The sequence below is a fragment of the Aquabacterium sp. genome, assembly GCF_029946005.1.
In the GTDB taxonomy this organism is placed as follows: domain Bacteria; phylum Pseudomonadota; class Gammaproteobacteria; order Burkholderiales; family Burkholderiaceae_C; genus Aquabacterium.
The window spans coordinates 31,074-49,655 of the sequence record NZ_JAQSDR010000041.1 but is presented as its reverse complement, the minus strand read 5'-3'; the positions used below and the strand labels follow the sequence as shown (position 1 = coordinate 49,655).

18 protein-coding genes are annotated in these 18,582 nt (G+C 63.8%); 6 read left to right on the top strand and 12 right to left on the bottom strand.

Annotated elements, in window-relative coordinates:
* Positions 1 to 43: 43 nt before the first annotated feature.
* The gene (locus tag PSV38_RS20195; protein WP_300550716.1) at positions 44 to 577 is read right to left on the bottom strand and encodes a hypothetical protein; all 534 of its coding nucleotides are present in this window, start codon (positions 575 to 577) and stop codon (positions 44 to 46) included.
* A gap of 147 nt (positions 578 to 724) precedes the next feature.
* Positions 725 to 1,930, bottom strand: coding sequence for an alanine transaminase (gene alaC, locus PSV38_RS20190; RefSeq protein WP_300550715.1), 1,206 nt, complete (start codon positions 1,928 to 1,930; stop codon positions 725 to 727).
* Between the two features lie 176 nt (positions 1,931 to 2,106).
* Here alaC and PSV38_RS20185 point away from each other — a divergent pair, with 176 nt between their 5' ends.
* Positions 2,107 to 2,847 carry a hypothetical protein gene (locus tag PSV38_RS20185; protein WP_300550713.1) on the top strand — a complete coding sequence of 247 codons (741 nt, stop codon included), beginning with the start codon at positions 2,107 to 2,109 and terminating at the stop codon, positions 2,845 to 2,847.
* Positions 2,848 to 2,853: 6 nt separating this feature from the next.
* Here the strand turns inward: PSV38_RS20185 and PSV38_RS20180 are convergent, their stop codons facing one another.
* Positions 2,854 to 3,921: a lipid A deacylase LpxR family protein gene (locus tag PSV38_RS20180; protein ID WP_300550711.1), complete on the bottom strand. Its 1,068-nt coding sequence runs from the start codon at positions 3,919 to 3,921 to the stop codon at positions 2,854 to 2,856.
* A gap of 294 nt (positions 3,922 to 4,215) precedes the next feature.
* Between PSV38_RS20180 and PSV38_RS20175 the strand changes: the two genes are divergently transcribed.
* Positions 4,216 to 5,625, top strand: a complete 1,410-nt coding sequence (locus PSV38_RS20175) for an alpha/beta hydrolase domain-containing protein (RefSeq protein ID WP_300550709.1) — start codon at positions 4,216 to 4,218, stop codon at positions 5,623 to 5,625.
* 17 nt (positions 5,626 to 5,642) lie between these two features.
* On the opposite strand, the gene PSV38_RS20170 is transcribed toward PSV38_RS20175, so the two are convergent.
* Positions 5,643 to 6,776, bottom strand: a complete 1,134-nt coding sequence (locus PSV38_RS20170; RefSeq protein ID WP_300550789.1) for an acyl-CoA dehydrogenase family protein — start codon at positions 6,774 to 6,776, stop codon at positions 5,643 to 5,645.
* Positions 6,776 to 7,543, bottom strand: a complete 768-nt coding sequence (locus tag PSV38_RS20165; protein WP_300550707.1) for an SDR family NAD(P)-dependent oxidoreductase — start codon at positions 7,541 to 7,543, stop codon at positions 6,776 to 6,778. The genes PSV38_RS20170 and PSV38_RS20165 overlap by 1 nt, the downstream gene beginning before the upstream one ends.
* Positions 7,544 to 7,645: 102 nt before the next feature.
* On the opposite strand from PSV38_RS20165, the gene PSV38_RS20160 reads away from it, so the two are divergent.
* From PSV38_RS20160 to PSV38_RS20150, 3 genes are all read left to right on the top strand, one after another.
* Entirely contained in the window at positions 7,646 to 9,745 is a 2,100-nt protein-coding gene (locus PSV38_RS20160; protein WP_300550705.1) for a bifunctional diguanylate cyclase/phosphodiesterase, read from the top strand.
* Between the two features lie 88 nt (positions 9,746 to 9,833).
* Positions 9,834 to 10,304, top strand: coding sequence for a VOC family protein (locus PSV38_RS20155; RefSeq protein ID WP_300550704.1), 471 nt, complete (start codon positions 9,834 to 9,836; stop codon positions 10,302 to 10,304).
* A 38-nt stretch (positions 10,305 to 10,342) separates the two neighbouring features.
* Positions 10,343 to 10,549 carry a hypothetical protein gene (locus PSV38_RS20150; protein ID WP_300550702.1) on the top strand — a complete coding sequence of 69 codons (207 nt, stop codon included), beginning with the start codon at positions 10,343 to 10,345 and terminating at the stop codon, positions 10,547 to 10,549.
* 20 nt (positions 10,550 to 10,569) lie between these two features.
* On the opposite strand, the gene PSV38_RS20145 is transcribed toward PSV38_RS20150, so the two are convergent.
* The 7 genes from PSV38_RS20145 to PSV38_RS20115 form a co-directional block, all read right to left on the bottom strand.
* On the bottom strand, positions 10,570 to 11,232 hold the full coding sequence (locus tag PSV38_RS20145; RefSeq protein WP_300550700.1) for an aspartate/glutamate racemase family protein: 663 nt from the start codon (positions 11,230 to 11,232) through the stop codon (positions 10,570 to 10,572).
* 28 nt (positions 11,233 to 11,260) lie between these two features.
* Complete coding sequence (locus PSV38_RS20140; protein WP_300550698.1) at positions 11,261 to 12,061, bottom strand: GntR family transcriptional regulator; 801 nt, start codon at positions 12,059 to 12,061, stop codon at positions 11,261 to 11,263.
* Positions 12,062 to 12,071: 10 nt separating this feature from the next.
* Entirely contained in the window at positions 12,072 to 12,959 is an 888-nt protein-coding gene (locus tag PSV38_RS20135) for an ABC transporter permease subunit (protein WP_300550697.1), read from the bottom strand.
* Between the two features lie 84 nt (positions 12,960 to 13,043).
* Positions 13,044 to 13,889 carry an ABC transporter permease gene (locus PSV38_RS20130; protein ID WP_300550695.1) on the bottom strand — a complete coding sequence of 282 codons (846 nt, stop codon included), beginning with the start codon at positions 13,887 to 13,889 and terminating at the stop codon, positions 13,044 to 13,046.
* A gap of 6 nt (positions 13,890 to 13,895) precedes the next feature.
* The gene (locus tag PSV38_RS20125; protein WP_300550693.1) at positions 13,896 to 14,927 is read right to left on the bottom strand and encodes a porin; all 1,032 of its coding nucleotides are present in this window, start codon (positions 14,925 to 14,927) and stop codon (positions 13,896 to 13,898) included.
* 32 nt (positions 14,928 to 14,959) lie between these two features.
* Positions 14,960 to 16,273, bottom strand: coding sequence for a PotD/PotF family extracellular solute-binding protein (locus PSV38_RS20120; RefSeq protein ID WP_300550691.1), 1,314 nt, complete (start codon positions 16,271 to 16,273; stop codon positions 14,960 to 14,962).
* 48 nt (positions 16,274 to 16,321) lie between these two features.
* The gene (locus tag PSV38_RS20115; protein WP_300550690.1) at positions 16,322 to 17,377 is read right to left on the bottom strand and encodes an ABC transporter ATP-binding protein; all 1,056 of its coding nucleotides are present in this window, start codon (positions 17,375 to 17,377) and stop codon (positions 16,322 to 16,324) included.
* 309 nt (positions 17,378 to 17,686) lie between these two features.
* Here PSV38_RS20115 and PSV38_RS20110 point away from each other — a divergent pair, with 309 nt between their 5' ends.
* Positions 17,687 to 18,517, top strand: coding sequence for an HDOD domain-containing protein (locus PSV38_RS20110; protein ID WP_300550688.1), 831 nt, complete (start codon positions 17,687 to 17,689; stop codon positions 18,515 to 18,517).
* Positions 18,518 to 18,582: the final 65 nt, after the last annotated feature.

Genomic DNA, 18,582 nt, shown 5'->3' with positions numbered 1-18,582 from the left:
GCCCCCCACCACAGGGTGGCGTCAGCGCCCGCCGTGGCTTGGATTACCGACCGTCGTGGTCGGAATCACCCGGGATGGCGCGTTCCACCGTGTCGCTGAGGCGGTCCCAGGATGACCGAGTGGCTTGCCTGGCCTTGTCCCATGACAGGTTGGATTTGCCGCGCGCGCCCTGGTCCCACTCGCGGCCCAGGTCGCTGTCCACCTCGTCGAACGAGCGGCCTTGGTAGGTCTCGAAGTTGTTCACACCGTGGCGATACGCCGGGCCGTAGTCGTCGTAACTTTCGCCCGGCGACACATACGATTCACGCGAATAATTTTCCTGCCAGTGGGCATCTTCTACATCGGGGTCGATGCGGCGGGCCACCGCCTTGCCGGCCAGGCCGCCAACGATGGCGCCCGCTGCCGCGCCGACCAGCGTGCCGACGGGACCGGCCACTGAGCCAATGGCGGCGCCCGCCGCCACACCACCTGCCGCGGCGCCCACACCGGTGCCCACTGGATGGAAGTCTGGGGCATTGGTGATCGGGTCACGGTGGGTGTCGGCTTGGAGAGTTTGTTTGTCGTGAACGGTAGGCATGGTGAGCTCCTTTTGCAGTGCACAGAGAAAGGTGCGGCGTGCTGCCGCCTGGACCCTCATCCGGCAATGCGCGTGCCCAAAGCGGTTTTCGGTCGCCATCTGGGGCTTGACGCCGTCCGCCCGACGCCATGGCGACACACGGGCCGATCAGGTCGTCACGCCATCGGCCTTGAACATCGCCTTGATACCTCGCACCGCTTGACGTATCCGCGCCTCGTTCTCGATCAAGGCAAAACGGACATGGTCATCGCCATGGTCGCCAAAGCCGATGCCGGGTGACACACACACCTTGGCTTTCTCCATCAGCAGCTTGGCAAACTCCAGCGACCCCAGTGCGCGGTAGTGCTCGGGGATGCGCGCCCAGATGTACATCGAGGCCTTGGGGCATTCAACCTTCCAGCCCGCCTCGGTCAGCCCCTTGAACAGCACATCGCGCCGGTTCTGGTACTGCGCGCAGATGTCCTTCACGCACTGCTGATCGCCCTCCAGCGCCGCAATCGCCGCCACCTGCAAGGGCGTGAAGGTGCCGTAGTCGTGGTAACTCTTGATGCGCGCCAGCGCGGCCACCAGGTCGGGGTTGCCCACCATGAAGCCCACGCGCCAGCCCGCCATGTTGTAACTCTTGCTGAGCGTGAAAAACTCGACCGCGATGTCTTTCGCACCCGGCACCTGCATGATCGATGGCGCCTTCCAGCCGTCGAACACGATGTCGGCATAGGCCAGGTCGTGCACCACGAAGATGTCGTGCTTCTTGGCCAAGGCAATCACGCGCTCGAAGAAATCCAGCTCCACGCATTGCGCCGTGGGGTTCGATGGAAAACCCAGCACCATCATCTTGGGCTTGGGGTAGCTGCCCCGGATGGCCTTCTCCAGTTCGGCAAAAAAATCCACACCGGGTACCAGTGGCACCGAGCGGATGTCCGCCCCCGCGATCACCGCGCCATAGATGTGGATGGGGTAGGACGGATCAGGCACCAGCACCGTGTCGCCCCGGTCCAGCGTGGCCAGCATCAGGTGGGCCAAGCCTTCCTTGGAGCCGATGGTGACGATGGCTTCCTTGTCCGGGTCGATGTCGACCTGGTAACGGTCTTTGTACCAATGCGCGATGGCACGGCGCAGGCGCGGGATGCCCTTGGAGGCCGAGTAGCCGTGCGTGTCTGGCCGCTGCGCGACCTCGGTGAGTTTGGCGACGATGTGCGGTGGTGTGGCCCCGTCTGGGTTGCCCATGCTCATGTCGATGATGTCTTCGCCACGGCGGCGCGCGGCCAATTTCAGTTCGGCCGTGATGTTGAAAACGTAGGGAGGGAGGCGATCGATGCGCGCAAAGCGGCGCTTGCCTGCAGATGAGGACATGGGATGACTTTCACGTGAGCGCCCGGAACCGTCCGAGCGACGTGAGCCGCAATGAGGCAGCCCGGTGCCATCGTAAACGAAGGCGTCATGTTCTTGACGCCTGAAGTTCATCAAGTTAATCTTTTATAAGCGGACACACATTTCGTTCATTCCAACTCATCAGAGAGGACTTCAACATGGGCATCTTGAGTTCCGGCCTCCGCCGCTTGGTGGCGTCCAGCATGGTGCTGGCCGTGTTCGGTTTTGGATCAGCCTGGGCCGCTGTGCCCATTGTGTTGTATGACCGTCCCTTGGACGACCCCTGGTGGGATCTGACCGACAACTCAGGCCTGACCAAACTGACGTTGACCAACGTGCTGGTGGATCAAAGCACGCCGTGGTCCTTGAAGTGGGACATCACCAACCCAAGTACCCAGTCGCCCAACCTGTACGAGATTGAGTTGTCCTGGACCAAGGGCTACACCAAGTCATTCGCGCAGACCTCCAATGCGGAAGTCAACGGCGAGCTGACTGCGGAGTTCAAAGGCATTGGCGCCAAGATTGGAGGCAGTTATTCAACGGGTTTTGAGATCAAGGAAGAAGCCACCAGCACCACCGAGGAAAAGCTCAAGACCTCTTGCACGCTGGGTTGCCTGCAAAACGGCAAGTACTACACGAAGTCCATCTTCGACCAGTTTTCAGGCACGTATGAGTGGTTTGACGACGTAGGGCCTCATGTCGGCGGCGAGACGCGCTTGGGCAACTGGACCGCGATCGTGTACCACGGGCATGGCATTGATGGCCCCAAGATCACTGGCGGCATCGCCTGTGTTCCAGAAACCAGTGCCAGCTTGTTGGCCTTGGCCGGGGTGGGATTCATGGGCGCCTGGAGAATGGCCCCGATCCGCTCGCGCAGGCGTGAGCGCCAACAGGCTTGAAGCCACTCAAAGGTCGTGCGAGTAGCTCAGCACACCCCAGCTTTGGTAGCGATCCCGGTTGGGATCGGCGCCGCGCACCTCGAACTCAGGCGTGCGCCTCTTCCAGGCCACGCCCAGCTTGTGCTGACCCCGCTCACCCAGGGGCACTGCGAACCCCACGGTGGACGTGCCCACCAGGCGTTCAGGATCAATCTCTGCATGGCCCTTATAGGTGCGCCCTTCCAGGAAAACGTTGTAGGCCACCGCGCTGACCTGCATGTGCGCGTAGAACACGGTGTGGCGCAGGCTGTCCATGAAGGTGCCACGCGTGGCATGTGCGCTGAAGTCCGGCGTGAAAAACTCGCCCTCGTCCAGGCCCCCTGATTGGAGCCCTCGGCCCTGGCCGCCCGCGGGGCTCCAGGTCACGGCCACCGCGCCGCGCAAGAAGGTGTGGACATTGCCCACGGCGCCGCCCCAAGAGGTTTGCAGGCCCAAGGGGCTGTCGACGAAGTGGTAGTTCGTGGAGAGGTAGCTGAGCTGCACACCCAATCTGGGGCGCAGCTGGTTGTCCCAGCCCATCGGCTCCTTCGATGAGCCCAGGCAGCAATGCGCTGCCTTCTGCGTGCCTTCCGCCAGCGATGCCGGGCCCGTCGGACCCGCTTTGAAGCCCATCATCTGGTGCCGGTTGCCACTGAAGTTGGACAAACCGACGCCGCCATACAGCCAGCCTGCCCAAGGTCGGTCACGCGTTTGAGGTTCTGCCACATCCACTTCACGCGGCGTGTAGATGTTCTGGCCCAGCACGGTGTTCAAGCTGACATTGCACCCATCGCCTTCGCAGCTCTCGGGCACCATCCACCGTCCCCAAGACAAAGTGGGCTTGAGCAACTCGGGCTCTCGGCCATCTTCAAAAGCGAGCATCAATTGCATGCCGTTGGTGTACCAGCGGTCTTTAGCGTTTTTGGTGCCCAGCAGGTCGTTCTCCAGGACGAAGGCCCAGCCCTTCAACTCGGCGCCGCCGTCCTCGGTCAAGCTGGCCTGTTGTGATTTCGCGGGCGTGCTGGCCAGGCCTGCGGTGGCCAGGATTGCGCACATCATCAAAAGCCTGGGGGAGGACGGAGCGCCGTCACGAAACTGCAAGGACATTGATGGTTTCATTCAGGTTGTTCTTCTTGTTGATGATTTCAACGCCCCTTGTTCGGCGCTCTTGTAGGCCTTTGGCTTCATCGCTTGTCAGAAAAGCCGCCATTTCAACCTTGTCGGACTAGACCCCCCTGAACCTGGGGGCGTGCGGGGTTCTACCCAGTGTGGTTGTTACGGAGTGGAACTAACTTGGCGGTGCGGTTTTAACGTCAACCATGCAACCAAATTCGTTCCAAGGAGATTCCCATGAAGCACAGACCCACCGAGACTACCCTGCGCCAATGTTGTCTGGCTGCGTTGCTGGCGTGCGCCACGGCATCCAGCATGGCCGCCGCCCCCCAGGCCGTGATCACGCCCAGTGCGGCCATGCCGGGTTTTGGTGATCGGCTTGACCCGGCGACCGACAGCCAGTTCGTCGAGCAGGAGTTCTCCATCAGCGGCCTGGCCCGCAAATACCGGGGCACTGGCACCCTGGGCGCCGATGGCAAATGGGCCGCCAGCGTGGTCTCCAGCGCCAACCCCTACAACACCTTGATGATCGTGCGTCGGCCGACCAGTGCCGCGCAGTTCAACGGCATCGTCATCGTGGAATGGCTCAACGTCAGCACCGGGTATCCGCTGGACGTGGACTGGAGCATGGCCCACGAAGCCATCCTGCGCGAAGGCTATGCCTACATTGGCGTGAACGTGCAGAAGGTGGGCGTCACCGGTGTGCAAAAGCTCAAGCAGTTTGGTGACCGCTATGCCGCCATGAGCATCCCCGATGACGACATCTCTTACGACATCTTGTCGCAGACCGCCCAGGCCGTGCGCGACCAGGCCGCCGTGCTCCTGGGCGGCTTGCAGCCCCAGAAGATCCTGGCCACCGGGCATTCCCAATCCGCGATGCGCCTGCTGACCTACGCCAACGCCATCCAGCCGCTCGACCAGGTGTTTGACGGGCTGCTGATCCACGGCCGCCTGGCCACCGGCGCCAAACTGGCCTCCAGCGACAACCTGCCCGCCACCGCCGCCATCCGCAGCGACACCAAGGCCCCCGTGTTCTTGCTGCAGACCGAGATGGACTCGGCCTTGGGCTCGGGCACGTCCAAACAGATCGACACCGACAAGATCCGCCAGTGGGAGGTGGCCGGGGGGTCGCACGCCGACCAGTACCTGCTGGACAACATTGCCGAAGTCAGCGGCCGTGATGTGGGCTGGGTACCGCCCGCGTGCATCAGCCCTTACAACGCCATGCCCTTCTACGCGACCGAGATCGCGGCCATCCACCACCTGAAGAACTGGGTAACCACGGGCGTCGCCCCCCCGACCGCACCTCGCCTGCAGCGCGATTGGCTGGGGTCCATCAAGAAGGACGCCCATGGCAATGCGCTGGGCGGCCTGCGCCTGCCCGAGATCGAGGTGCCGATTGCCAAATACGGCCACGCCAACTTCACGACGGGCTCGCTGGCGTTTCTGGACTTGTTCGCTTGCGTGGCCGGGGGCAACACCAATGCCTTTGATGCCAGCAAGCTGAAGACGCTTTACCCCACTCACGCGGACTATGTGGCCAAGTACACGCTGGCCGCCACGGCCTCCTTGCTGAAAGGTCACATCCGGCCGGTGGAATACGCCAAAGGCATCGAGCGGGCGAAGGCGGCCAAAGTGCCGCAGTGAAGGCTTGAAGGCGGTGGTCACCAGTACCTGGCAATCACCGTCCTCTGAATCTCGCTGCTGCCTTCATAAATCTGCGTGATCCGCGCATCCCGGTAATGCCGTTCCACCGCATGGTCCTCCAGGTAGCCGTACCCACCCAGCACCTGGATGGCCTTGGAGCACACCCACTCGGCCATCTCTGAGGCGAAGAGCTTGGCCTGCGCGGCCTCGGAGGTGCAAGGCTCACCCGCCCCGCGCAAACGCGCCGCATGGTGCACCATCAACCTTGCGGCATTCAAGCGCGTCAACATGTCGGCCAGCATGTGCGCAATGGCCTGGTGCTCGGCAATCGGCTTGCCAAACTGCACCCGCTCTTGCGCATAGGCATGCGCTTCGGCCAAGGCCGCGCGGGCAATGCCCACGGCCTGCGCGGCGATGCCAATGCGCCCGCCTTCCAGGTTCGACAGCGCGATCTTCAAGCCCTGCCCGCGCTCGCCCAACAGGTGGGCCTCGGGAATGCGGCAATCGTCCAGCGCCACCGGGCAGGTGTCGGACGCGCGCAAGCCCATCTTGCGTTCGCGCGCGCCCACGTGAAAGCCCGGCGCATCGGTGGGCACCACAAAGGCCGAGATGCCCTTCTTACCCAGGCCGGGCTCAGTGATGGCAAACACGATGGCCAGGTCGGCCCGCTCGCCATTGGTCACGAACTGCTTCTGGCCATTCAACACCCAGTGCCCGTCCTTCAGCTCGGCGCGGGTGCGCAGGGCATCCGCCTCGGAGCCGCTGTGGGGCTCGGTCAGGCAAAAAGCGCCCAGCAGATCACCCCGGGCCAAGGCGGGCAGCCATTGCTTTTTTTGCGCCTGCGTGCCGAACTTCAAAATGGGCACGCAGCCCACCGAGTTGTGCACGCTCATCAGCACCGCGCATGAGGCGCAACCCGCCGCCACCTCCTCAATCGCCAGGGCGTAGCTCAAGTCGTCGGATTGGGTGCCGCCCCATTCGGCGGGCACCGCCATGCCGAGCAAACCCATGTGGCCCATTTGCCGCACGATGCCTTCACCCAGGTCGCGGTCGCGGTCCCATTGGGCGGCAAACGGCGCGATGTGGGATTGAACGAAATCGCGGATGGCATCGCGCTGCACGCGCTGCTCTTCGGTCAGCAGGCCGTCCATCATCGGGGGGCCAGGCGGATGGCACCGTCCAGCCGAATCACTTCGCCGTTGAGGTATTCGTTCTCCACAATGTGGCGGACCAGGTCGGCGTACTCGGAGGGCTTGCCCAGGCGCGATGGGTGGGGAATGCCCGCCGCCAGCGCGTCTTGCACCTCCTGCGGCATCCCTTTGAGCATGGGGGTTTCGAAGATGCCGGGGGCAATGGTCATCACGCGGACCTGGTCGCGCGCGAGTTCGCGGGCGGCGGGCAAGGTCATCGCCACGATGCCGCCTTTGGAGGCCGCGTAAGCCGTCTGCCCGATCTGGCCATCGAAGGCCGCGATGGAGGCGGTGTTGATGATCACGCCCTTGGACGAATCCGCCAGCGCGCCCGAGGCCACGAAGGCAGGCACGGCCAGCCGCATCATGTTGAAGCTGCCAATCAAGTTGACCTCGATGGTCTTGGCAAACACCGACAGGCGGTGCGGCCCTTCTTTGCCGTGGATCTTCTCGGCGCGGGCAATGCCGGCCGAATTGACCAGCACGTCCAGCCGGTGGAATCGGCCGATGGCGATCTGCACGGCGGTCTGGGCGCTGGCCTCGTTGGCCACGTCGGTTTGCACGTAGGTCCAGCGGTCCTTCCATTCGGGCAACAAGTCGCTTTCGTCGGGCTCGGCCAGGTCGGCGATCACCACGCGGGCGCCCGCTGCGAGTGCCATTCGGACCACGGCGGCCCCCAGGCCAGAACTTCCACCTGTGACTAAAAACACGCTATCGGGCAGCTTCATGGTGTGTTGTCTCCGTTTGTTGTGCAGGTGACTGAAGTCTAGACCGGAGCGCACCGATAAGGCATGAAAGCCCTGTTCCCCCTTCACAAGGACCCTCACGACATGCCAGCCCTCGGTCAACGGGAAGTGCTGACCGCTGGCCCCCCTGGCAGCGACGTTTGCCTGCGCGCTGCACAGCACCTGATGGAGGTCGGTTTCGTCCGATGGGATGCCGGGAGCGATGCCTTGCATGTGTCGCCCGAGGCGCGCGCCATGCTGGGCCATGGCCTGGATGACGAGATGACGGTGTCGCATCTGATGAGCCTGATCGGCGCGCCAGACGCGGCCCGGGTCCGCGACCTTTGGTCCGGGGCACTGGCGCAACGCCACGCCACCGTGGACGCCGAGTTCGCCGCCTTCTTGCGCGATGGCTCGGTGCGGCGTTTGCGCGGGGTGGCTTTGCTGTCGTACGGGGCCGACGGCGGTTTGGCCCACGGCATCATCGGCCTGCAAGACCTGAGCGCTCAGCATGCCGTGCTGCAGGCGCTCTCGGACAGCGAGGCCCGGCTGGAAGAGATCCAGGAGATTGCCCAATTTGGTTGCTGGGAATGGGACTACACGCGGCGGCAGGCCCGTTTCTCGGCCGAGACCTTGCGCATGTTGCGCCGTCCGATGGACTGGACGCCCGGCATGAGGGACTTGATGGAACTGGTGCCCGAGGACCAGCGCAACTGGGTGGCCGAGCTGTACGCGAAAGCCTTCGCGGAGAAGGTGGAAACCTTGCGGTACGAGGTGCGCCACGTTGAGGACGACGGCACCCGCGATTTGCACACCGTGGCGCGCATCAGCTATGACGCGCACGGGCATCCCAAGCGCCTTCTGGCCACGGTTCAGGACATCACTGAGCTGAAGACCTACCGGCGCCAGCTGCATTCGCTGTCCTTTTTCGACCCCTTGACCGAACTGCCCAACCGCGCCCTGTTCGTGGACCGGCTCAGCCAGGCCCTGATCGATGCGTCGTGGCACCACCAGCAAGTGGGCACCCTGCTGCTGGACCTGGACCGTTTCAAGGACATCAACGATTCGCTGGGCCACAGCGCGGGCGATGACCTGCTCAAGCAAGCCGCGCAACGTTTGCGCCAGGTGCTGCGTGAGTACGACACCATCGCCCGCCTGGGCGGCGACGAGTTCGCCGTGGTGCTGCCCGATGTGCGCCATGCCACCGACATGGGGAGCATCGCCAGCAAGGTGATCAGTGCCTTCAAGGCGCCCTTCACGGTCAGTGGCCAGGAGGTGTTTGTGACGGCCAGCATTGGCGGCGCGCTCTACCCCAGCGACGCGCAGGACGCCAACCAGTTGCTGCAGCACGCCGATGCGGCGCTGTACCACGCCAAGGGCCAGGGGCGCAACAACTTCCAGTTCTACTCCAGCGACCTGACGGCCCAGGCCTCGGCCCGCCTGACGATGGAAAGCGAGTTACACAAGGCCTTGGCGCGCGACGAGCTGGAACTGCACTACCAGCCCAAGTTCGACCTGGCCTCGGGCAGACTGGTGGGGGCCGAAGCGCTGATGCGCTGGAACCACCCCGAGCGTGGCCTGGTCCCGCCGGTGCAGTTCATCCCGCTGGCCGAAGACACCGGCCTGATCGTGCCCATGGGCGCCTGGGCCCTGCGCGCCGCCTGCGTGGCCGCCGCCGATTGGAACCGCCGAAGCAGTCATCCTCTGAAGATCGCGGTGAACCTGTCGGCCCGGCAGTTCCCCGGGGGCGAGCTGGTGAACACCGTGCGCGAAGCCTTGAGCGCAGCCCACTGCCTGCCCGAATGGCTGGAGCTGGAGATCACCGAAAGCCTGCTGCTGGATGGGCGCGACGAGGTGCGCAGTGTGCTGGAAGAACTGTCACAACTGGGGATCACCATCGCCATCGACGACTTTGGTACCGGCTACTCGGCCTTGAGCTACCTGACGCGCTTTCCGGTGCAAATCCTGAAGATTGACCGCGCCTTCATCAAGGAGGTGCCTTCTGATCGGGGCAATGCGGAGCAACTGGTCAAGGCGATTGTGTCGCTGGGCCAAAGCCTGAACATGGCGCTGGTGGCCGAGGGCGTCGAGACCCAGGAGCAGGCCGACTACCTGAGTGGCCTGGGTTGCGAGGTGGTGCAGGGCTTCCTGTTCGGCAAGCCTGTGTCGCGCTCAAGCTTTGAACAATGGGTGCACGCGGCCTGAGGTCTTGAGCGCCCGCATTTGGCTTGCGCCTGGATTTGATCGACACTGAAATGGCGATCACACAAAGCATTCAGGACAGGAGCCCCCCATGGACGATCCCTTTCGTCGCACGACCTTCGGGCCGGCGGTCTATTACAAAGATCCTTTGGCTGCGCTGGACTGGCTTGAGAAAGCTTTTGGCTTTGAGCGCACCATGGTCATCACCGACAGTGAAGGCCACCTGGGCCATTCGGAGATGCGCTTTGGCGAGGGATACATCATGGTCAGCCCCGCCTGGAACGAGACCACCGACAGCCCGCTCGCCCTGGATGGCAAGAACACGCAGTCGGTGCACGTGCAATTGAGGGACGGGTTGGATGCCCACTGTGATCGGGCCCGTGGGGCGGGCGCGGTCATCGTGCGCGAGCCCGAAGACCAGTTCTACGGCGACCGCGTCTACTCCGCCAAGGACCCGGAAGGCCACGTTTGGAGCTTTGGACAGAACGTGCGCAGCGTGAGCCGGGAAGAGGCCGAACAACTCAGTGGCTTGAAGATCGAAGGCTGGGTGTCCACGTGGTGACCGTGCGGCGGTAGCATCCGGGGCAAGGCCTCGCGTTCGTGCTGTTGATCCTGGTGTTGCAAACTGCGCCCATCTGGTTCGCTGCCAAGATCGTGGGCGCGGGCAAGACCGACTTCCTGCCTGTGGGCATCGCGGTGGTCGCTGGGGGCGTCATCTCTGGGCTGCTGCTGGCCTTCATCCTCTTTGTGCTGGGGCTGTCTTTCCAGGCGGCCTTGAACAAGTTCCTGGGTGTCTTCTCGCTCTAGTGGGTCGATCAATCAAACGATCAAGCCACGGCCCCGGCCAACCAGCGCCCGCCCGCTTCCACGCTGTCGATCAACACGGTGCCTTGCCCGGCGGGCAGCTCGCGCGCCCAGCCTCCCAGCGCCGCGCCGCCCAGGATCACTGCGCTCAAAGGCGGCCCTTCCGCCAGGATGTCGGTCACCGCTTGATTCAGGCTGCTCACACCTTGCGCTGGATCAGCGGCCAGCTCGCCGCCATGGGCCTCGACCGTGAGCACCCGCTGCAGGCCTGCAGGCCCGTTCATGTCCCAACCCCGGGCCAGTCGCTCCAGCATGGGGCCCCAGGCCGCGCCCCCCGTCACGATGCCAAAGGGCCCGATCGCGCGGGCCTCCTTCATCGAGGCCTCGGCCAGGCCGATCACGGGCACGCTGGTCATCTCGCGAAGGGCCCACACGCCGGGGTCACCAAAGCAGGCCACCAGCACCGCCTTGGGCTGGCCATGCTGCAACAGGTGCAGGTGCCAGGCGTCCAGCACCGCGTGCGCGGCCATCACGTAGCTGGCTTCCGAGGCGATGTAGTCGTGGCCGAAGGTGGCGGTCGTGCCGATCACGTCCAGGCCCAGGTCTGCGACAAATGGCGTGAGCTGTTCGACCAATTCCGCCGTCAGTGCCATCCGCATGTTGGGGTTGATGATGAGCACGTGCATGGCCAGCTCCTTGGGGCGTTGCGGTGGCTCAGCGCGCCACCGGCGTGCGCTGGCGTCGTGGCTTGGACAGCGCCTGCACCACGTCCACGTCGGCGGGCTCGGGCTGCTGAAAGCTCAGGCTGGCCTCGATGTGGGCCAGGTGCTCCGCCATCAGTTGCACCGCCTGATCCACGCTGCCCTTGCCTTGGATGGCGCTGCGCAAGGCCGCCAACAGGCCCCGGTGCTCTTCGCAGCGGCAGGCCTGCACCCAACGCGTGGGCAACTCGCTGCCGGTCACCTGCAGGCGGTCCACCGGCGTGTAGCTCATCAGGATCAGGCTGGTGCGTGACACCAGCTTGTTCAGAAACCTCGCGAAAGTCTGGTGGGCGGCGGTCTCGGCCAACAGCAAGTGGAACTGCCCCGACAAGCGCAAGGCCATGGTCTTGTCGCCCGACTGGCGAGCCACCTCTTCGGCATCAATGCAGTCGGCCAGGATCTTCAAGTCCCGGGCCTTGGCGCGGGCCACGAAGCGTTGCACCAGCACGGACTCGACCACGGCGCGGGCTTCAAACACCTCGCGGGCTTCGGCCACGGTGGGCTCGGCCACGCTGGCGCCTTTGTTGGGCTGGAGGGTCACCACCTGCTCCTGCGCCAGCCTGATCAGCACCTGGCGGATGCGCGTGCGGGAGACGCCAAAAGCCTGGCCCAGCTTGTCCTCGACCAGCTTGGTGCCAGGCAGCAGGCGCTGGTCCACGATGGCCTCGATCAGGCGCTGGTAAATCTCCTCGTCCGACAGGGTGGACGTGGGCGCAGGGGTGGGGTCGGCAGCAGGCGATCGAGGGGTGGGCATGGAAAGAAGGTCAAGCCTTGGCGCCCGCGCGGCGCCGCATCAAAGCGGCGGCACCCAGCGCGGCGAAAATCACGAGCAGCGACACCACCGTGGTGCTGCTGCCGAGCGCGTAGATCGAGGGCGTGGTCTCCGTGGTGGTCAGGCCCTGCAATTCCAGCGGTAGTGTATTGACATCGCCAATGGCCTGCGATGAACGCGCAATCTCGTCCCAGCTCAAAGTGAAGCCAAACATGCCCACACCCACCAGCGAGGGCCCGATCAGCGGCAGCACCACGTGGCGCAGCGTTTGCCACGGCGTGGCGCCCTGGTCGCGCGCGGCCTCTTCATACGCCGGGTTGAAGCGGTTGAACACCGCGAACATGATCAGCATGCCGAAAGGCAGCGTCCACGTCAGGTGCGCGCCCAGGCCCGAGGTGTACAGGCCCATCAGCGTGGTGTAGGACTCCAGTGTTTCGGTCCAGCCCAGGTGCCCCAGCATCGCCTTGATGACGTCGTCGAACAAGCGGAACTGCAGGCCGATGCCCAGCGAGATGATGATGGACGGCATGATCAAACTGGCCACCGCGGTGTAGAACAGCACGCCGCTGCCCTTGAAGCCTTTGCGAAACGCCAGCCCTGCCATCAAGGCCAACAAGGTGGTCAGCAGCATCACCACCACGCCCAGCGCCAGCGAGCGCCTGATGGCCGCACCGATATCGACCACGCCCAGGCCCTTGAACAGCTCGTGGTACCAGTGCAATGACAGGCCGCGCATCGGGAAGGTCAGCCCGCCTTCGGGCCCTTGAAAGCTCAGCACGAAGATGGTGATCACCGGACCGTACAAGAAGAGGATGTACAGTGCACACACGATGGCCAGGGGGATGAAGCCGCGCGAGCGGCGGCGAACGGTGCCAGCCATGTCAGGCCTCCCGCCGGGCCGCCCCAAGGGGGGCCTGCGCCCCCTCGGGGGGCAGCGAACGAAGTGAGCGTGGGGGTTTCATGCTTAAAGCTCCTTGCGCAGGTCAACCAGGCGGTTCAGCGCCACGATGATCAGCAGCACCACGCCCAGCAGCACGACGGCATTCGCGGCGGCCAGCGGGAACTGCAGGTAAGAGGTCTGCACCTGGATGGTCTTGCCAACCGAGGCGATCTGCTGCCCACCCATCACGCCCACGGTGACGAAATCGCCCATCACCAGGGTGATGACGAAGATGGAGCCAATCAGGATGCCGGTGCGGCACAGCGGCACGATGACATTCCACAGCGTTTGCCAGGCGGTGGCGCCGCAGTCATCGGCCGCCTCGATCAACGATCGATCGATCTTCATCATCGAGTTGAAGATGGGCACCATCATGAAGGTGGTGTTCAGGTGCACGAAGGCCAGCACCACGGCAAAGTCGGAGTACAGCAGCCAGTCCAACGGCTCATTGGTCAGCCCCAGGTTTTGCAGGGTCTGGTTCACCCAGCCGTTGCGGCCCAGCAGCGGGATCCACGAGATCATGCGGATCACGTTCGAGGTCCAGAATGGAATGGTCATCACGGTGAAGATCACCGTTTGCGCGCCCACGCTGGGCACGTGGAAGGCGACGAAATAGGCCAGCGTGAAGCCGATCACCAAAGTGATCAGCCACACCAAGGCGCAAAACTTCAGCGTTGACAGGTAGGTCTTGAAGGTGGTGTCACCTTCGAACAAGGACACGTAGTTGTCCAGCGTGAAGCCGGGCTCCAGCGTGTACTCGTTCTGCGGCCAGAAACTCACCGCGCCCACCAGCAGCAGTGGCATCACGAAGAAGACCAGAAAGACCCCGCCCATGGGCAAGGCCTGCATCCAGGCGGGCAAGGTTTTCATGGTGGATCAGAAGCTGTGCGTGATGCCAGCGGTCAGGATGGTTTGCTTCTGGCCGGGTTGGCCGACAAAGCCCGCCAGCTCGGACACGAAGGCAAAGTTGGCCGCACCGGAGTTCTTCAGGTAGATCAGGTTGGCGTTCAGGCTGGTGCGTTTGGACAGCGCGTAGCTGAGCCGTGCCCGCACGAACTCGGTGTCATCCGGGCTGTCTTTGACATCCTTCTGAACGTAGTCCAGCGAGCCGGAGAAGGCGGCGGCGAAAGGCACGTCCACCCCCACGTCGATCAGGTTGGCCTTGAAGGGCGTGGCGTACTCCACATCAGCAGTGGCCAGGCCCAGGCGTGCCTTGAGCACGCCAAAGTCATAGCTCACACCACCGGCGTACATCTTGTTGCCGGCAGCGGGCAACGCCGGGTTCTTCTCGCTGAACGCGGTGAAGCCAATGCTGAACGGGCCCGTGCCATAGACCACGGCGCCCTGGATTTTCTGCCCTGCCGATTTGCGGGTGGCGTTCTCGCCAGCCGAGTAATACAGCCCGCCTTCAAAGCCGCCCCAGTTGGGCGAGTTGTACTTGATGGCGTTGTCGTAGTAGTCGCTCAAGGCATAGAAGCCGCTCATCAGGAATGGCGAGTAGTAGCCGTACATGAAGTAGTTGCCCATGTAGTCGTCGGCCACGTTCCACTGGTGGCCCAGCTTGATGGAGCCGAGGCTGCCAGCCAGGCCCACGTAGGCGCCGCGGTTCCAGAACTGCGAGCGCGCGGCGCCTGTGTCAGGCGCGATCGAAGACTCCAGGTTGAAGATGGCTTTCAGGCCACCGCCCAGGTCTTCACTGCCCTTCACGCCAATGCGCGAGTTGACGATGGCGTTGTCTTCGATCTTGACCACCGAGCTGGTGGTCGTGCCGTTGTAGACCTTGCTGGCGCTGAGCACATCCAGCCCGATGGCGCCATAGAGGGTGACCGACGACTGGGCTTGGGCCGTGCCGATCAGGCACAGCAAAGAGGCGGCCGCGGTGGCCGACAAGCGAGAAAACGTGTTCATGGAAAATGACTCCGTTGAAAGAAAACAAAAAATCAGGCGGCCACGAACTCGTTCCATTTCTGGACCATGTAGGTGTTCTCGTCCATCAGCGCGTTCCAGCAGGCGATCGAGCTCATGCGCGATTCGTAGCTGCCACCGTCGCGGATCTCACCGACCTTGGCCAGCACCTGGCCGGTGGGCGACTTGATCTCTTGCGTGGCGGGCTTGCCCTCCATCCAGTAGGCCCACTCATAGGCTTCCATCTTGGCTTTGGCGGTGTCCAGCACGGCGCTGTAATAGCCCTGGCGGTTCAGGTAGGCACCGGCCCAACCATCCAGGAACCAGTTGATGAACTCGTAGGTGGCATCCAGCTTCTTGCCCGAAGCGGTGGTGGGCACGCCAAAGCCGGCCGCCCAGGCGCGGTACCCTTCCTTCAAAGGCTGGAAGGTGCAGGCGATGCCCTTGGTGCGCACGGCCGTCACGGCGGGCGACCACATCGACTGAATCACCACCTCGCCCGAGGCCATCAGGTTGACCGACTCGTTGAAGTCCTTCCACAGGCTGCGGAACTGGCCTGCGCGCTTGGCTTCGATCAAGGTCTTGATCGTCAGGTCGATCTCCTTCTTGGTCATGTTGCCTTTGTCGGGGTACTTGTAGATGCCCATGGCCTCGACCACCATGGCCGCGTCCATGATCCCGATCGAGGGGATGTTCAGGATGGCGGCCTTGCCTTTGAACTCGGGGTTCAGCAGCTCTTTCCACGACGTGATGGGGCGCTTGATCAGGTCGGGCCGGATGCCCAGCGTGTCGGCGTTGTAGACCGTGGGGATCAGGGTCATGAACTGCGTGGGAGACGACGCGAACTTCTTTGACTTTTCGCTTTCCAGGAACATCACCTTCTTGGGTGCGGTGCCCTGGTCGCCCACTTTCTTGCCATTGACCTCACCCTTGGTGAACAGCGAGGTGATCTTGTCCGCGTTCTTGATGCGCTTGACGTCGATGCCCTTCAGGTTGCCCGTGGGGATGATCTTCTTGAGCGAGAAGTACTCGGTGTCGATCAGGTCGAAACTGTTGGGCGCGGTCACGGCGCGCTTGGTCACATCGTCCGTGGTCACGGGGATGTACTGCACCTTGATGCCCGTGTCGGCTGCGAACTTCTCGGCAATCATCTTGTCCTGGTTCACCGCGGTGCCCAGGTAGCGCAGCACGATGGGATCGGCCGAATGCACGGCCGGGCCATAGCCCGCGGCCAGGATGCCGGTGGCGCCCAGCAGGCCACCTTTGAGCACGGTGCGGCGCGACAGGCCGGTGCCCATCTCAGGCGATGCGGGGGAGGCGTTGTTGAGATCGTCGGGGCGTTGAGGCATGGGTCTCTCCAAGGGGGTGAAGCAAAGCAATGAGGGGGGGGCTGAAAATCAGGCGGCCAGCGCGTGCACGTCGGCCTCGCGCCAATGGGCCGAGGCGGTCTCGCCGGGCTGCCAGGGCGCGGCATAGAACACCGCCTCGCTGAGCACCACGTTCAGCTCGCCTTCATCGGGCAAAGCCTGGCTGCGCAAGGTCAGCAGCACGTAAGTGCCCTGGTACTCCACACCGGTCACGGTGGCGGGCAAGCTGGTGTTCGAGGTGGGCAGCACCTCGCGGCTCAACTGGGTCTTGTCGGTGCGCACGGCCAGCTTGGCGGTGCTGGTGGGGATCACGTTGTGGCCCCCGATGAAGCGGGCCACGAACTCGGTGCGCGGCGCGTTGAAGATGGTGTGCGGCGTGCCGTTCTGCTCGATGCGGCCGGCGTTCATCACCACCACCTGGTCGGCCAGGGCCATGGCTTCTTCCTGCGAGTGCGTCACGTGGATGAAGGTCATGCCCAGGCTCTTTTGCCAGGCCTTCAGTTCAGCGCGCATCTTGATGCGCAGGAAGGGGTCGAGTGCCGACAAGGGCTCGTCCAGCAGCAGCACACGGGGTTCGGTGATCAGGGCGCGGGCCAGGGCCACGCGTTGCTGCTGGCCGCCCGACAACTCGGCCGGCTTGCGGTGCGCCAGGTGGCCCAGCGACACGCGCTCCAGCAGGGCTTGCGCCTTGGCCTGGCGCTCGGCTTTGTCCATGCCGCGCATCTTCAAACTGAAGGCCACGTTGTCCAGCGAGCTCAGGTGCGGGAACAAGGCATAGCTCTGGAACATCATCGATGTGCCGCGTGCCGAAGCGGGCAGGCGCGTGATGTTGCGGCCGCCCAGGATGATGTCGCCTTCGCTGGCCTCTTCGTGGCCCGCGATCATGCGCAAGGTCGAGGTCTTGCCGCAGCCCGAGGGGCCCAGCAGGCAGCAGTAGTGGCCCGCCTTGATGTCCAGGTCAATGTGGTCCACGGCCATGGGCGCTTGTGGGCCGGCACCGTAGCGCTTGACCAGTTTCACCAACTCGAGGTCGGCCTGCGCGGCCATGGTGGCCCTGCGTTGTTCATGAAGCGGCGGGGAGGACATCGGACATCTCCATCAGGCTTGCGCCAACGGAGGCCTTCATTGCAATGCATGTGCCAGGCCTCAGACGTGCCCAAACCGCCTGGCGTTGCGCTTTTACGGGGCGAAATCTGCAATGGCGCACCAGATTGCATACAAAAGTTGTATTCAATGTGCCTGCAAGTTGTGCATGCACTTGAATGGGCATGGGCAGTGTTCCAGAAGTAGCGCCTGCCAGGCCCCCTATTGCCCGATTGAGGCGTGCGCCGAGCCCCTAGACTTGGTCGCCAAGGGGCACACCAAGGCCACCACATCATCCAATCCAGGGCGGCCATGGCCAGCAAAGTCAGTCACTTCTTCCCGTTCTCGCTGGTGCTGCCCAACATGCCCGGCGTGGCCGCGCAGCTGATCCGCAGCATGAACGACGACTCGATGTCGCTGCCAGCCTTGGCCGAGCTGATTGGCAAGGACCCTTCCTTGAGCGCGACCGTGCTTCGCATCGCCAACACCGCTCGTTACAGCCCATTGCGCAGCGTCAGCAGCCTGCGCGAGGCCACCGCCACCCTGGGCATGACGACCTTGCGCAACCTGGCCCTGGGCACCTGCATGGCCAAGGCCTTCCCGGCCGTGGCGGGGCTGGACCGAAGGCGCTTTTGGTGCCGAGGCATCGCCACCGCCCACTACGCGGGCCTGGTTGGGCGCGCCACCTTGGTGGACCCTGAAATCGCCTACCTGGGCGGCCTGATGCTGCAGACGGGCCAGTTGCTGATGATGCAGATCGACAAAACCGGCGTGGCCGACGTCGAGTCGCAGATCCTGCATCCCGGCGACCGCTTTCGCCTGGAGCAGCAGCGCTGGCACTGCACCCACAGCGACGTGACGGCCGAGCTGGCCCGGCGCTGGAAGTTTCCCGACACCTTGCTGGTGGCTTTCGAAACCGTGAGCTACCCGCTGGACAGCCAGCCCTTTTCCAACCTGGGCGCGGTGCTGCACGTGGCCGCGCTGTTGGCCGATGCCCTGGTCCTGGAGGCTTCCCCCGTGGAGGCGCTTGAGCAATCCGTGCCCCAACTGGTGGCGCGCCTGCACCTGAACCTTGACTGGCTGCAGGACAAGTTGCTCACCGTGGCCGACCTGGCCCCTGAAGTTGACTCCATGGTCGGGTAAGCCTGCATGCAAATGGGTTCGATGGGCCCGGAGTTTCCGCCTGGTGTCTGATAAAAAGCGCTTTC